Source organism: Subdoligranulum sp. DSM 23681 (genome assembly GCF_057005535.1).
This window is the reverse complement of record NZ_CM168050.1, coordinates 2936710-2951936: the sequence shown is the minus strand read 5'-3', so window position 1 is coordinate 2951936 and position 15227 is coordinate 2936710. Positions and strand designations below refer to the sequence as shown.

14 protein-coding genes are annotated in these 15227 nt (G+C 58.9%); 5 read left to right on the top strand and 9 right to left on the bottom strand.

Annotated elements, in window-relative coordinates:
* Nucleotides 1-41 precede the first annotated feature (41 nt).
* From dapA to AC127K_RS13605, 4 genes are all read left to right on the top strand, one after another.
* Complete coding sequence (dapA, locus tag AC127K_RS13620) at nt 42-935, top strand: 4-hydroxy-tetrahydrodipicolinate synthase (protein WP_483720977.1); 894 nt, start codon at nt 42-44, stop codon at nt 933-935.
* A 99-nt stretch (nt 936-1034) separates the two neighbouring features.
* Nucleotides 1035-1808 carry a 4-hydroxy-tetrahydrodipicolinate reductase gene (gene dapB / locus AC127K_RS13615; protein ID WP_294541159.1) on the top strand — a complete coding sequence of 258 codons (774 nt, stop codon included), beginning with the start codon at nt 1035-1037 and terminating at the stop codon, nt 1806-1808.
* Entirely contained in the window at nt 1799-3028 is a 1230-nt protein-coding gene (locus AC127K_RS13610) for a CapA family protein (RefSeq protein ID WP_483720976.1), read from the top strand. Before dapB ends, AC127K_RS13610 begins: the two co-directional genes overlap by 10 nt.
* Before the next feature lie 39 nt (nt 3029-3067).
* Entirely contained in the window at nt 3068-3523 is a 456-nt protein-coding gene (locus tag AC127K_RS13605) for an ACT domain-containing protein (RefSeq protein ID WP_204647367.1), read from the top strand.
* A gap of 75 nt (nt 3524-3598) precedes the next feature.
* On the opposite strand, the gene AC127K_RS13600 is transcribed toward AC127K_RS13605, so the two are convergent.
* The 3 genes from AC127K_RS13600 to AC127K_RS13590 all read right to left on the bottom strand — a co-directional run bounded on the left by AC127K_RS13600 (nt 3599) and on the right by AC127K_RS13590 (nt 5360).
* Nucleotides 3599-4621, bottom strand: coding sequence for a lysostaphin resistance A-like protein (locus tag AC127K_RS13600; RefSeq protein WP_483720975.1), 1023 nt, complete (start codon nt 4619-4621; stop codon nt 3599-3601).
* Nucleotides 4622-4686: 65 nt separating this feature from the next.
* Entirely contained in the window at nt 4687-5160 is a 474-nt protein-coding gene (locus AC127K_RS13595) for a DUF6773 family protein (protein ID WP_483720974.1), read from the bottom strand.
* Nucleotides 5157-5360, bottom strand: coding sequence for a helix-turn-helix transcriptional regulator (locus AC127K_RS13590; protein WP_294541168.1), 204 nt, complete (start codon nt 5358-5360; stop codon nt 5157-5159). Before AC127K_RS13590 ends, AC127K_RS13595 begins: the two co-directional genes overlap by 4 nt.
* Nucleotides 5361-5543: 183 nt before the next feature.
* On the opposite strand from AC127K_RS13590, the gene AC127K_RS13585 reads away from it, so the two are divergent.
* Nucleotides 5544-7457, top strand: coding sequence for an NAD(+) synthase (locus AC127K_RS13585; protein WP_483720973.1), 1914 nt, complete (start codon nt 5544-5546; stop codon nt 7455-7457).
* 71 nt (nt 7458-7528) lie between these two features.
* On the opposite strand, the gene AC127K_RS13580 is transcribed toward AC127K_RS13585, so the two are convergent.
* The 6 genes from AC127K_RS13580 to alaS are packed head-to-tail and all read right to left on the bottom strand — an operon-like array spanning nt 7529 to nt 14923.
* Nucleotides 7529-8128 (bottom strand): ribonuclease M5, encoded by a 600-nt coding sequence (locus tag AC127K_RS13580; protein ID WP_483720972.1) that lies wholly within the window; start codon nt 8126-8128, stop codon nt 7529-7531.
* Nucleotides 8125-9162, bottom strand: coding sequence for a DNA polymerase III subunit delta (gene holA, locus AC127K_RS13575; protein WP_483720971.1), 1038 nt, complete (start codon nt 9160-9162; stop codon nt 8125-8127). The genes AC127K_RS13580 and holA overlap by 4 nt, the downstream gene beginning before the upstream one ends.
* Nucleotides 9149-11263 (bottom strand): ComEC/Rec2 family competence protein, encoded by a 2115-nt coding sequence (locus AC127K_RS13570; RefSeq protein ID WP_483720970.1) that lies wholly within the window; start codon nt 11261-11263, stop codon nt 9149-9151. The genes holA and AC127K_RS13570 overlap by 14 nt, the downstream gene beginning before the upstream one ends.
* A 6-nt stretch (nt 11264-11269) precedes the next feature.
* Entirely contained in the window at nt 11270-11809 is a 540-nt protein-coding gene (locus AC127K_RS13565) for a phosphoribosyltransferase family protein (RefSeq protein ID WP_294541177.1), read from the bottom strand.
* 53 nt (nt 11810-11862) lie between these two features.
* A complete protein-coding gene (locus tag AC127K_RS13560) occupies nt 11863-12207 on the bottom strand; it encodes a histidine triad nucleotide-binding protein (RefSeq protein WP_294541179.1) in 345 nt (114 codons plus the stop codon).
* Nucleotides 12208-12259: 52 nt separating this feature from the next.
* A complete protein-coding gene (alaS, locus tag AC127K_RS13555) occupies nt 12260-14923 on the bottom strand; it encodes an alanine--tRNA ligase (protein ID WP_483720969.1) in 2664 nt (887 codons plus the stop codon).
* Nucleotides 14924-15227: the final 304 nt, after the last annotated feature.

Here is a 15227-nt window from a genome sequence, read left to right as displayed (position 1 = left end):
GCCCTGCCCTTGCCTTTTGTGATCAAGAAGGAGAACCCCCTATGAAGAAGCCTGTCTTTACCGGTGCCGGTGTGGCTATCATCACCCCCATGAACCAGGACGGCACAGTCAACTTTGAAGAGCTGGGCCGCATCATCGATAACCAGATTGAGAACGGTACCGACGCTATTATCATCTGCGGTACCACCGGTGAATCCGCCACCCTGACCCACGAGGAACACGTGGCCTGCATCCGCTATGCGGTGGAGCGTACCGCCCACCGTGTTCCGGTGGTGGCAGGCACCGGCTCCAACCACACTGATTACGCCATCAACCTGTCCCACGAGGCGGAAAAGGCCGGTGTGGATGCCCTGCTGCTGGTCACCCCCTACTACAACAAGGCCAGTCAGGCCGGTCTGGTGGCGCATTTCACCGCCATCGCCAACTCGGTCTCCCTGCCCTGCATCCTGTACAATGTGCCTTCCCGTACCGGGTGCAACATCCAGCCTGCTACCCTGGCTAAGCTGGCCAAGGTACCCAACATCAATGCCGTGAAGGAAGCCAGCGGCAACATCTCCCAAGTGGCGGAAGTGGCCGCTTTGTGCGGGGATGAGCTGAACATCTATTCCGGCAACGATGACCAGATTGTGCCCATTCTTTCTTTGGGCGGCAAGGGCGTGATCAGCGTGCTGTCCAACGTGGCGCCTCGTCAGGCACACGACATCTGTCAGGCCTGGTTTGACGGCAAGCCCGCCGAAAGCCTTCGCCTGCAGCTGGAGGCTCTGGACCTGTGCCATGCCCTGTTTGCCGATGTGAACCCTATCCCGGTCAAGTGGGCTATGAACCGTCTGGGATGGGCCGCCGGTCCTCTGCGCCTGCCTTTGTGCCAGCCCGATGAGGCCGTGCAGCAGCGCCTGGAAGTTGCCATGAAACAATATGGTCTTCTGAAAGACTGAATCTGAGCCACAGGGCCCGCTGTGTTCCGCCGTGCAGGCGGGCCGCCGCGGGCCCTGTGTGTCTTTTTCTGCAATTTAATAAAGGAAGTGGATTGTACAATGACTGATCTGATCATTCAGGGCATCGGCGGCCGCATGGGCCACGCCCTGCTGGAAAAAATTGCCGCCCGTGACGACTGCCGCGTGGTGGCCGGTGTGGACCAGAAGGCCGGAGATGTGAACGGGATTCCCGTATACGCTTCGGTGAACGATCTGCCCGCCGACGTCAAGGGCGTTCTCATCGACTTTACCTCCCCCGCTGGAGCGGTGTCCGCCGCCGAGTACGGTGCCGAGCATGGGATTCCCTGCGTCATCTGCTCCACCGGTTTGAGCAAGGAGCAGGAGGCCCGACTGGAAGCAGCCAGCGAAAAGGTGGCGGTCTTCCGCAGTGCCAACATGTCGGTGGGCATCAATGTGCTCATTGAACTGTGCAAGCGGGCGGTCACCCTGTTTGATGGCGAATTTGACATTGAGATTGTGGAAAAGCATCACCACAACAAACTGGATGCTCCCAGCGGCACTGCCCTGATGATTGCGGACGCCATCAACGCCCAGGCCGGCGGTAAGTACGAATATGTGTATGACCGCCACCAGGTGCGCCAGAAGCGCGGTGTTCAGGAACTGGGCATCAGCTCGGTACGCGGCGGCGGTATCGTAGGCGACCACGACGTGCTGTTCTGCGGTGCCGAGGAAGTGGTGACCCTGAGTCACGTAGCCCAGAGCCGCGGTGTGTTTGCGGACGGCGCCATCCAGGCTGCTTTGTTCCTGAACGATCGGGCCCCCGGATACTACACCATGAGCGACATGCTGCAAGGAAAACTGTCATGCGTATAAAGAAAACGTCTCTGGCTGCCGGACTGCTGGCAGCGGTGATGATTGTATCTCTGACAGGCTGCGGAGCAGACAAGACCGAGGAAGCCTCTGCTTCCCTGGCGGCTGCCGCGCAGAGCACGCCCTCTCCTACGCCGGAGCCCACACCGGAACCCACCCCTACAGTGAACACAGTGCGCTTTTCCGCCAGCGGCGACAACCTGATCCACGAGGGACTGTACAATCAGGCCCGACGCCGTGCCCAGGAGCAAGGCAGGGACGGGTATGATTTCACCTTTGCCTATGAGAATCTGCGGGACTTTTATGCCGGATACGATGTAAACTGGCTCAACCAGGAGACCTTGGTTAACGATGCCTTTGATCCTTCCGGCTATCCCCTGTTCTCCACCCCCATCGGCATCACGGATGCTTTGTATGACATCGGGTTCCGGGTGTTCAGCACCTCCAACAACCACAGTTATGACAAGGGGGCCCAGGGGATCGAATCCTCCATGGCGCACTGGGCTTCCATGCCCGACGATGTGGTGACCGCCGGGGTCTATCCTCTGACCGAAGAAGCTGAAGCCCAATCGGATGGGCTCAGCTACCAGACGGTCAACGGGATCACCATAGGGTATCTTTCCTACACTGAGTACACCAACGGCATTCCTACCCCTTCGGATGCCGAACACGGGGTTGTATACCTGGATGATACCGACACCATCTCCGCCCAGATGGCTGAAATGCGCCCCAACTGCGATGTACTGGTAGTCAGCTGTCACTGGGGTGTGGAGGGAAGTCACGATGTTACCGAAGCTCAGCGCCAGAAAGCCCAATGGCTGGCCGACCAGGGAGCGGACCTGATTATCGGCACACACCCCCATGTCACCCAGACCGCTGAATGGCTGACTGCCGCAGATGGCCGCCCGGTGTTCGTGGCCTTTTCTTTGGGAAATTTCATCAGTGCCCAATCCTCCCCCGACAACATGATTGGTGCCATCCTGAGTGTCAGCTTTGAAAAGACCATCCAGCCCGACGGCAGCAGTACCACGGTGGTAAAGGAACCGCAGCTGATTCCCACCGTGACCCAGTATGAAAACGGATATGCGGACATCCGGGTGTATCTTTTCCGGGATTACACCGATGAACTGGGAGCAGCCCACGGCAACTTTGCCCTGAGCCGGGACTACATACAACAGGTACTGGAAACCAGTATTGACCCCACATTTTTGGTATTGGAGTAAACGGGCTTGGCCCGGATCGCAGAAAGGATCTGAGGAATCATGTATGGCGTAAGCAAAATCAGCAGTGAGCAAAACATCATGCTCACCACCTTTCCCGGAGCACAGTACAGCGCCCAAAGTCTGGCAGAACACCTGGATGTTTTCGCCAAAGCGGGCATCGTGGTGGATATGATCTGCCAGAGCGCTCCCCGGGGCAGCGAGGTGGATTTCAGTTTTACCACCAGCTATGACAACTTCACCGCTGTGATGGTGGCCCTGCCCGACGCCGTCAAGAGCAAGCCGCCCCTGATTTCCGGCGGATACAGCAAGATCAATCTTTTTGGCGAAGAGATGGTCACCAGCTGCGGCGTGGCTGCCCGGGCATTGCAGGCTCTGGCCCAGGTCAGCGTGGAAGTGGTGCTCATCACCACCAGTGACCTGGACATCTCGCTGCTGGTCCGCCAGCAGGATGAGGACGTAGCCCTGGACGCCCTGCGCAAAGCCTTTGCCCTGTAATATCAAAACCCCGCCGGAGCTGTGCTGGATGCACAGACTCCCCGGCGGGGCTTTTCTATTTTCTATGGGTAGGAATCAGGATTTCGGTTGGACCTCCTCTTCCCGGATTTTGGGGAAGCGAGTAAATGCCTTGGAGGCAAACACCGGCATGTACAGAACTGCGTACACCACCAGCATGATGAGCACATCCGACCAGGGGATCACCTGGTTGCTGATCTCGGTAGAGTTGGTATACACCACGATCAGGTTGTTGTTGAAGTAGTGCAGCAAAACCGGCACCCAGATGTTGTTGGTCTTGAGGTACGCCCAGGCGAAGAAGACCCCCAGTGCCACACAACCGATGATCTGGCTGGTCAGGCTTTGCAGGGAGGTTTCGGGACTGTAATAGAACAGGTTCAGCGGCAGATGCCACAGCCCCCACATAACGCCCAGTACCAGTACCCCCAACCGGGGACCGAATTTCTGCTGCAGACGGGGCTGCAGGTAGTACCGCCAGCCGTATTCCTCCCCGAAAAAGGCCGTAAAGCTGAAGAAGAAGTTGGGAATCAGGATCACCAGCAGCACCCATGGTGCGGGCGTGGCCCAGTACACCAGATACTCTCCCAGCTGTCCGGAAGGAATTACCGACAGAAACACAGAGGCCGTACGCAGCAGGATAAAAAGCAATACATACAAAAGGGCTTTTGCCCCGCCGTGCCAGCACAAGCCGCTGGCTTGACGGACCGACTTTTTCTCGGTGAGCAGAAAGATCCAGGCCGGGATACAGCCGATGACAATGATATAATTGCAGATAACGGACCAGTTCATGGCAGGTGCCGCTATGGCACCGATACAACATCCTACCATAACCAGGGTCAATGCCAGAAACATCCCATAAAAACGACGGGTCAGCCCCCACTTGCCCCGCCGGGTCCACAGCAGAGCCACCATGGCGCCCGCCGCCGGATAAAACATCTGGGCATTGGGGAAGGCATCCGTACCCCAGCCGTTTCGCTGGCAGATTCCCAGGGGAATCCCCATCAGATAGGGCATTCCAAAAGCAATCAGGAAAAAGATCAGCATTTCCTTGCGGGTATACTCTTTGGTTGTTTGCTGCATGTAAAGCACTCCTTTTCTCGTTTTTCAGGGATAGGGGTTCAGCCTTTGTGGGCAGTGGTACAGTCTTATTCGGGATCTTCCTTTTCTTGGTCCAGGGTGTCCCGGCGCCTGTAATACAACCAGGCCCCCACCTGCAGGACGACAAAGGTCAGGACGAATGTAAACACACCACCGATAGCCGCTCCCGGCCAGTAGCGCCACTGCCACCAATCCTGGCGGCTGTTGCGCGCCAAAGTAAACGCAATGACAGCGGCCCCGGCCAGCACCGACCACAGGGCATTGGTCTTGGCGTTGGGTTTGACATCAAAGGAAGTCCAGATGCCGTTGCGCAGGTATTCCTCCAGACCATAGACGCACATGAGCATAAAGATGCCCCACTCGGCCATGTACTGTTCCGGCGGCACATCCGCCACCGCCTGCACGATGATGGCAATGAGCAGGGCCGCCCAGGCTCCCCAGAATCCCCGGCTGTTGATGGCCAGCAATTTCTGGGTCTGCATTTCATCCAGTTTGTTCTGCATATGAAACGGATTCTTCATTCTTCTTCCTCCCAGAACAATTCGTCCAGTGTTTTGTCCAGTACCCGGCAGATGGCCCGACACAGCCGGATGGTAGGGTTATACTCCCCTTTTTCAATGGCGTTGATGGTCTGGCGGGTGGCTCCCACCGCCTGGGCCAGCTGTGCCTGGGTCATGTCTTTTTGTGCCCGGGCGGCTTTCAGTTTCAGGTTTTTGGCCATAGGCGCCCGCCTCCTTCCCGTCCTTGGCCGTTCTTGCTTTCTTACAAAGGCAGTATAGCATTCACTTGTCATTTTGTCAACTATATTTTACTTTTTGTCGGGTGTATTTTAGTTTTGCATTGCGTGAGAAGTGCCCTTGTGGTATCATACAGACAAAGACTGTTCAAAGGGATGAGAATACGCATGCAATATGGATTTCTCCGCTGTGCGGCGGTCAGCCCGACTTTGCGGGTGGCCGACTGTGCATATAATGCCCAGGCTGTCATCAAGGCTATGCAGCAGGCCGAAGGCGACGGTGTCCGGCTTCTTTGTCTGCCGGAGCTGTGCCTCACCGGCTACACCTGCAGCGACCTGTTCTTGCAGCAGACTTTGTATGAAGGGGCGGAAAAGGCCCTGGTGCAGATTCTGGAAGCCAGCCGCGGCCTGAACATGGTGGTTCTGGTGGGGCTGCCGGTCCAGGTGGGCGGCAAACTGTACAATTGTGCAGCGGTTCTCTGCCGTGGCCGCCTGCTGGGATTGGTGCCCAAGACACACCTGCCCAATTACGCGGAATTCTACGAAAAGCGCCACTTTGTACCCGGTCCCCGCACTGCGCGCACCATTGTACTGGCCGGACAGGAAGTACCTTTTGGTACTGACCTGCTGTTTGCCTGCCGTCAGATGCCGGACTTTGTGCTGGGTGTGGAGGTGTGCGAGGACCTGTGGGCGCCTGTGCCCCCCAGCTGCCGCCATGCACTGGCGGGCGCCACAGTGATTGCCAACCTTTCGGCCAGCGATGAGACAGTGGGCAAGGCCGCTTACCGCCGGGATTTGGTCTGCGGCCAAAGTGCCCGCCTGCTTTGCGGTTATTTGTATGCTGATGCCGGACACGGGGAAAGTACCACCGACATGACCTTTGCCGCCCACAACCTGATCGCGGAGAACGGGGCTTTGCTGGCCCAGGCCGAGCCGTTCGGCGAGGGCAAAGCCATGTCTGAGATTGACGTGGGCCGTATGCGTCAAGAGAGGCTTCGCAACACCACCTTTGAGCCCGAAGACACCAGTTACACCACCGTCTGCTTTGATCTGACCTTGACAGATACGCCGCTGAGCCGCGCCTTCTCCCCCACCCCCTTTGTGCCGGACAGCACCGATGCCCGCAGCGAACGGTGTGAGCTGATCCTGCGCATCCAGGCAGAAGGGCTGGCCAAACGCATGGAGCACACCCATGCCGCCTGCGGTGTCATCGGCATTTCCGGCGGGCTGGATTCCTGTCTGGCACTGCTGGCCGCCGTCCGGGCCTGCAAGGTGCTGGGCCGCAGCCCCAAGGACATCGTGGCCATTACCATGCCCTGCTTTGGCACCACCCAGCGCACCCGTTCCAATGCAGAAATCCTGTGTGATGCCCTGGGAGTGCAGTTCCGGGAGATCAACATCACCAACACGGTACAAAGTCATTTTGCGGACATAGGCCAGGACGACAAGACCTACGATGTCACCTTTGAGAACTGTCAGGCCCGGGTGCGTACACTGGAACTGATGGATTACGCCAACAAAAACGGCGGCTTCGTCATCGGCACCGGCGATCTGAGCGAGCTGGCCCTGGGCTGGGCCACCTACAACGGCGACCACATGAGCATGTACGGTGTGAATGCCGGAATTCCCAAGACGCTGGTCCGGCATATCGTGCGATATGTGGCGGATTCCTGCACCAGCGAGGAACTGCGGGATGTGCTGCTGGATATTCTGGATACCCCGGTGAGCCCGGAATTGCTGCCTGCCGCCGAGGACGGAACCATCGCCCAGCAGACAGAAAAGCTGGTGGGCCCTTATGAGCTGCACGATTTCTACCTTTACTATGTGCTGCGCTGCGGCTTCGGTCCGGCCAAGATCTATCATATCGCCCAGGCCGCCTTTGCGGGTAAATACACTTCCGACGTACTGCTGTACTGGCTGCGCAACTTCTATCGCCGGTTCTTTGCCCAACAGTTCAAGCGCAGTTGTCTGCCCGACGGGCCGAAGGTAGGCTCGGTCACCCTGTCTCCCCGTGGTGACTGGCGTATGCCCAGCGATGCCTGCAACACCTTATGGATGCGGGAACTGGAAACACTGCAATAATTTTTTCTGTACAAACAACGCACCCCCGGATGTGGTCCGTTCTGGACCGGACCATCCGGGGGTGCGTTTATTTAAGGCATGCGGCGCAGTTCTGTGTCGAGACTTTCATAGGTATACAGTGTATTGAGCACCGAAAGCAATTCCTTCTTGCTCAGGCGAGGCGGCAGCCCCAGGCGGGAGAGCAAGGTCCGGCGGCGTTCGGCACTGTTGGCAGTGCCGGAGATTCCCCACTCATACAGGTCCGTGTAGGTGATGGGTCGGGAATTTTCCGGCATCGCATCCTGAGTATCGGGCGCCGAGGCCAGGGCGGTCTGCAGCGCCTGCAGAATCAGTTCATCCTGGATGCCTTCCACCCCCAAAAGTCCTTCCTTGCCGGACTCAGCTTTGCGGCTCTCCTTACCGGGGATGGCCGGCACATAGGCCTGCCGCACATAGGCAGCCCCGGCCAGGTTGGTGACAAAATGGCGGATCTTGAAACCGGCCGCATCGGAATCGGTGAGCACGATCAGGCCGCGGGCCCGGGCGGTCTGCTTGAAGAGCTTCTGTCGGGCCTTGTCCTTGAAGATGGCAAAGCCGTCAGTGGTCAGAATCAAGGTGTCCACCAGATTGGTCAGGCGGGCGGCATCGTAGCGTCCCTCCACAATCACAGCGGGTCGGATGGTCTGCTTCATGCGCGCCTCCCGGAACCGTACAGGCCCAATTCACACAAGGCCTTCTGCAAAAGGAGATCCAGCGGCAAGCGGCTGCCCTTCAGATCGGTGTCCAACTTTTGCAGCACCCGCAGGCTCTGCTCCAGCCGGGTGCGGTCATACCGCATGGCTGCCTGCTCGGCGTTGCCCAGACGATAATTCCATTTGCCGGTGTAGCCGAAATCCTTGGCCATGTTCCCCAGCTGGCGGCGGCTCTTTTTGGTCAGAAACGCCCGGTACACATCCAGATAGTTGCCGATAAGGGCACCGGTGATCAGCACCGGGTCGTTCTGCAGTTCCAACAGGGTTTGCAGCTTTTCCAGTGCCTGACGGGTGCGCCCAGCGGATACCAGTTTGACCATATCAAAGGTATCGGCGTCCAGGGTAACGGTGCCCAGCCGCTGGATCATCTCGGTGGTGATGGTGCCGTAGTTAGCCAGAGCCGCCAATTTGTTGATCTCGCTGTGTAAAAGGAACTGATCTTCCCCGCAGCGATCCAACAACATGCTTTCGGCGCCAGGAGCGAACTGTGCCCCCAGTTCCTTGGCCCAGGCACGGGCCATCTCCTGCAGCGCCGCACGGTTGGGCTTGGCAATCTGCACGCAGTATCCGATCTTCTCACAGGCGGAGATCAGCTTCTGTTCCCGCTTACCCGGGCGCAGCTTACCGTACTTTTCCTCCATCACGCTGGTCAGGATAAAGACGGCGTTCTCCGTATCCGCCAGGGTATCGCAGAATTCCTGCAGGTCTTTGTCCGAATAGGCCGAAGGCCGTACCAACGGCATCAGCACCAGACGCTTGCCGCCGAAGAAGGAGATGGTCCCGGCAGCCAGCACGATTTCCTCCACACTGGGGGTAGGACCGTCCAGCACGGTGGTTTCGGGGTCGTCTTCCGCCAAGGCCTTTTCCACCTTGGCAGCAGCGCTGCGGACCAGTGCCTCATCCCCGGCATAGAAATAAAAGACCGAGCATCCGGCTTTCAGCTGTTTTTTGAGTTCGTTTTCACTGTACAGCAATTGCCTTGCCCTCCTCAAACAGAATACTCTTTCCAGGGCGGATTGCCGCCGTGGGTTCTTCACCCGCATACACGCGCGGGCCGGTCCATTCCGCCAACCATCGCGGCGAAATTGTATTGGTCATGATCATATCCGCCGAAATGCAATCAGGCAGACTGCCTGCTGCACAAAACAGATCCACCCGGATCTGAGTGCCGGGATCCGGCTGTCCGGAGGCGGCCGCCACCCGGTAGTTTCCGACCTGCACGATACACAGTGTTCCGGCGTAGGAGCAGAAGCAGTCCACATGTACCTCATCGGAAAAGGCTATTGATACCGACGGGCTTTTCAGCCGGGACAGTTCCACCACCTGGCCGGCATCGGAAAAGTCCAGCGGCTGAGGCTCCTGACGCAGGTCGAACACCGCACACCATTCCGGGTCACCATTTTCTGCCAGACAGTCCCGTACGGCGTTGAGATTGGCTGCCCCACCGCGAAACAGAACCACCGCCTGTCCATCCCGGATCAGCACCGTGCAGGCATTACCGGCAGTTCCCACCATCAGAACGCGGAGCACCCCCGCCTGCATCACCGTCCCCATAACAACCGCCAGAACCAGGCAGGCTGCGGCTGACGGCAGATACCAGACAAACTTCCGCTTTGCCCAGAACACCACCCCCATCACAGCCAGCACGCACCAGACAAACAGGGTATACCGGCGGGGCAGATACAGCTTTGCCAAAGGCAGCTGTGCGCACCAGTGCACGAGGCCATACATCCAGGACAGCCAGACCGAAAGGGCCAGACTGAGCAGATGATGCAGCGGTCCCAGCCCGGGCAGTACTGCCGCCAGCAAAACCAAAAGGCCCAGCGTCAAGGCAGGGCGCAGCATCCAGACGGTAAGCAGATTGGCGGGGATCGCCGCCCCACCTGCCGAAAGGCCATGTGCCAACAACACAGGCAAAGTAGCCAGAGAGGCCAGCGCTGCCGTCTCCACCGTTTCCACAACGCGAAACAGACTTTCGATACTGCGTTGGCGCCACGCCGCCGCCTTCTTTTCCTGTTTTGGCAGGAATTTCTGCCGCTGCCAACGGGCCAGCACAGCACCAAGCTGTACTCCCAGCACACCGCAGAAGGACAGCTGAAATCCCATATCGCAGGGGGCGTAGGCATTGGGCAGACCGATGAGCACCGCCGCCAGTCCCAGAGAGGTGAGCAGATCGGGCGGCTGCAGCAGCGCATATCCCAGCAGGGTAATCAGATAAATGATGCCCGCCCGCAGTACAGAAACCGGAAGGCCTGTCAATGCAATATAGAAGATGGTCAGGGTCCCCTGGACCATGAGATAGGGCCGGAAGAAACGCCAGCGGGTACCACCGACCGAAAAGAGCCCACACAGCAAGGCAAGATGCAAGCCGGAAATTGCCAGCAAATGGGAGACCCCGGCGGTGCGGAAATCTTCCTCCACCGTCTGGGAAAGGCGGCTTTTGTCCCCCAGAAGCATAGCGGCTTCCATGCCGCCCAACTCATTGGGGAGCCAAATACACAACTTGTGGGACAACGCCTGCCGCAGCCGATACAGCCGGAAAATCCAGGCGCCGGAGGATTCCAGGGATACATATTCTCCCGCATATTCCGCTTCCAGATACACCCCGTCCGCATACCAGCTTTGCCGGTACTTGTCGGACAGGATCTCCTGCAGTGTGAAGGTTGCCTCAAATCGGTCTCCCGGTTCGGACGCCGGGAAGGCGCTGCAGCTGACCTTGATGTTGCAGGGCGTTCCGTCCAGTTCCGTCAGTCGAAGCGTTCCTCGCAGGCTGCCGTCCTGATAAGAAGCTTCGGCATCCGTCTGCACCACCACCTGGGCCCTGACAGTCTGTCCGGCCAGGTTTATCTGAGGAGCAACAATCAAAAGTTGGAACAGCAGTGCCCATCCACTTCCTGCCAACACCCCCAGAAAAATGGGCGTCGCGATAATTGGAGCCCCCTTACGCAGGCGGAGTAAAACCCACGCAAGAACCACAAAAGCCGCCGTCAGCAGCACAGCCAACGGCGGCAGACACACTGCGGCCAGCTCTGCCAGTGCAAAGGCAAAACCAAAGCCAGCCAGCGTGCGTGTCATGATGGATCAGTGAAAGAACAGCGGCAGCGGCGCCAGGAAGGTGATATCAGTCCGCTTGGCGGCATCGCCTTCCGCCAGAGCTGCACAGCATCCCACAATGGTACCGGTGCTCTTGGCAGCCAGGGTTTCCAGCGCATGCAGGCTGCCGCCGGTGGAGATCACGTCATCCACAATCAGGATGCGCTTGCCGTTCATATAGTCAATGTCCTTGCGGTCAATGACCAGCACCTGCTTGCCGGCGGTGGTGATGGATTCATCCTCGATCACCACAGGGTCCTGCATATACAGTTTGGGACCCTTGCGCGCAGGAATCCACTGCTTGCCGCTCTGACGGGCCATCTCGTAAGCCAGGGGAATGCCCTTGGCCTCCGCAGTGAGGATCACATCAAATTCGGGGCACTTTTTCAGCAGTTCGGCAGCGCAGGCCACGGTCAGCTCCACATCGCTGAACATGATGAAGGCAGCAATGTCCATGTGATCATTGACCTTGCAGATGGGCAGCTCACGGGTCAGGCCCGCCACATGCAGCGTATAGGTTTCAGCCATTTTTTCTTCCTCGTTTCCAGTGAATCAAACAAACATCCGTAGGATTTCCACGATCAGCCCGGAGGCCAGGCAAGGCTGCGGCCCGCCAGCACATGGAAGTGCAGGTGCTTGACGCTCTGACCGCCGTCTTCGCCCACGTTGGACACGATGCGGTAGCCCTTTTCCTCCACGCCGAGGTCACGGCACAGCTTGGCCGCCACCGCGAACACATGCCCCAGCAGCGCGGCGTCGGCCTCGGTCAGAGCCGCGGCGGACGCGATATGCTGTTTGGGGATGATGAGGAAATGCACCGGCGCCTGGGGGTCGATGTCGTAGAAAGCCAGCAGAGTATCATCCTCATACAGCTTGTTGGACGGAATCTCCCCCGCTGCGATCTTGCAGAACAGGCAATCGGCCATGGTATCTCCTCCTTTTCGCAAAAATCAAAGGTACGCTGTCAGTATAGCATATTTACGCGTTCTTTTCCAGTTCCTTTTTCACAATGTCCTGTACAGCGTTCAGGGCATCGTCGATCTTGGAAGTATCGCGGATACCGGCCATGGCAAAGTCGGGCTTGCCGCCGCCGTTGCCGCCGGCGATGGCCGCGATCTGCTTGACCAGCACACCGGCCTTCAGGCCCTTGGCCTGGGCCTGCTTGCCCACGCCCACCGCCAGGGTGGTCTTTTCGCCCTGGGTGCCGATGAGGGCGCCCACAGCGTCGGGAGCCTTGTCGCGCAGCTTGTCCATCATGTTGCGCAGGGTGTCCGGGCTGGTGCCGTTGAGGAACATGGTGACGATGCGCACGCCCTCCACAATAGCAGCGGACTCGAACATGCCTTCGATCTGGCTGGAAGCCAGCTGCGCCTTGGCAATATCCAGCTGCTTGCCGGTTTCCTTGAGCTCGGCGCTCATGGCCTCGGCACGGGCGGGTACGTCCTTGATGTTGTTGGCCTTCAGCGCAACGGCAGTGCGGGTCAGCTCCTCGGTGCGCTCGTCCAGCAGAGCCAGCACGCCGTAAGCGGTGGTGGCTTCGATACGGCGGATGCCGGCAGCCACGCTGCTCTCGGACAGGATCTTGAAGCAGCCAATCTCGGCGGTGTTGTGCACATGGGTGCCGCCGCAGAACTCCACGCTCCAGTTGCCGGCGTCCACCACGCGGACGATGTCGCCGTACTTTTCGCCGAACAGGGCCATGGCGCCCATCTTCTTGGCTTCCTCAATGGGCAGGTTATTGATGTTGACGGGGATGGCGGCGTAGATCTTTTCATTGACACGGCGCTCCACTTCGGCCAGTTCTTCCGGGGTGACCGCGCTGAAATGGGTGAAGTCGAAGCGGGTGATGTGGTCGTCCTGGTAGCTGCCGGCCTGGTGCACATGGTCGCCCAGCACTTCCCGCAGGGCTTTCTGCATCAGGTGGGTGGCGGTGTGGTTGCGGCAGATGGCGGCGCGGCGGCCGGTATCCACGCTGGCGTTCATCTCATCGCCCACATGGATGGTGCCGTCCAGCAGGGTGCAGGTGTGCACGAAGTAGCCCTTCGGAGTTTTCTTCACGCCCACCACCTTCAGGTTGGCATCCTTGCAGGACAGATAACCGGTATCGGCCACCTGGCCGCCCATCTCGGCGTAGAAGGGAGTGTGGTCCAGTACGACCAGAACGCCCTCGCGGGGATCAGAATCATCGGAAGCCACGGCATCGCAGATCTCTTCGCCGTCAGACAGAGCCACCACGGTGGCGGATTCATTCAGGGTATCGTAGCCGTCAAAGACGGTGGCCTCGGCACTCAGCTCACCGAACAGGTCGGCGGCCCAGCCGGAGATATCCTTGGACAGACGCTCGGCGCGGGCGCGTTCCCGCTGCTTGGTCATCTCCACATGGAAGGCATCCTCATCCACCTGGATGCCCGCTTCGGCGGCAATCTCCTTGGTCAGGTCCAGGGGGAAGCCGAAGGTATCATTGAGCTTGAAGGCGTCCGCGCCGGAGAGCACGGTTTCATTCTTGCTCTTCAGGTCGTCCAGCATGCCGTTGAGGATGTTCAGGCCGGCGTCGATGGTGCGGGAGAAGCGTTCTTCCTCGGTGCCGATGACCTTCTTGATATACTCCTCATGCTCACGCAGTTCGGGGTAACCGGCTTCGCTGGAGACGATGACCGTCTCCACCAGATCGGTCAGGAAGGGGCCCTGGATGCCCAGCATACGGCCATGACGGGCCGCGCGGCGCAGCAGGCGGCGGAAGACGTAGCCGCGGCCTTCGTTGGAAGGCAGGATGCCGTCGGAAGCCATGAAGGTGGTGGAACGGATATGGTCGGTGATGACGCGGATGGAGATATCATCCTTCTCGTTCTCGCCGTATTTCTTGCCGGACAGGCGCTCCACATGGTGCAGCACAGAAGCGACGGTGTCCACCTCGAACAGGTTGCCCACATCCTGCATTACGCAGGCCAGACGCTCCAGGCCCATGCCGGTATCAATGTTGGGCTTGGGCAGGCGCTCATAATGGCCCTTGCCGTCGGAGTCGAACTGGCTGAACACCAGGTTCCAGATCTCCATGTAGCGGTCGCAGTCGCAGCCGACTTTGCAGGTGGGCTTGCCGCAGCCGTGCTCGGGGCCGCGGTCATAATAAATCTCGGAGCAGGGGCCGCAGGGACCGGAGCCATGCTCCCAGAAGTTGTCTTCCTTGCCGAAACGGACCATGTGGTCTTCGGGCACGCCCACCTTCTTGGTCCAGATATCGTAAGCCTCATCATCATCCAGGTAGACGGAGACATACAGCTTTTCGGCGGGGATCTCCAGCTCACCGGTCAGGAACTCCCAGGCCCAGGGAATGACCTCTTCCTTGAAGTAGTCCTGGAAGCTGAAGTTGCCCAGCATCTCAAAGAAGGTGCCGTGGCGGGCGGTAATGCCCACGCGCTCGATGTCGGGGGTACGGATGCACTTCTGGCAGGTGGTCACCCGATGACGCGGGGGTTCTTCCTGACCCAGGAACCACTTTTTCATGGGGGCCATGCCGCTGTTGATCAGCAGCAGGCTGGGGTCATCTTTGGGAACCAGCGGGAAGCTGCCCAGGCGCAGGTGGCCTTTGGTCTCAAAATAATGCAGGTACTTTTCACGCAGTTCATTCAATCCGGTCCATTGCATTGCTCTCAATCTCCCATTTTGCTATTGATGTGGTACGGCTGTGAGGGGTTGCCCCGGAAAAACAAAAACAGCCTCCGTCCCACCAAGGGACGAAGGCTGCCATAGCTTCCGTGGTACCACCCAAGTTGCAGGGAACACGTCCCTGCCGCTTTTTCTTGCGTTAACGCCGCAATTGCGCCCGGTTCTGCCGGGGGCTCCGGGGTGGCTTTGTCACAGATACGGCGGAAACCTTTCAGCTGTCGGTTTCCTCTCTTGTAGCCGGCTCCTGTGACATTGGCCCTTTCTCAGCCGTTGTCATATCCTT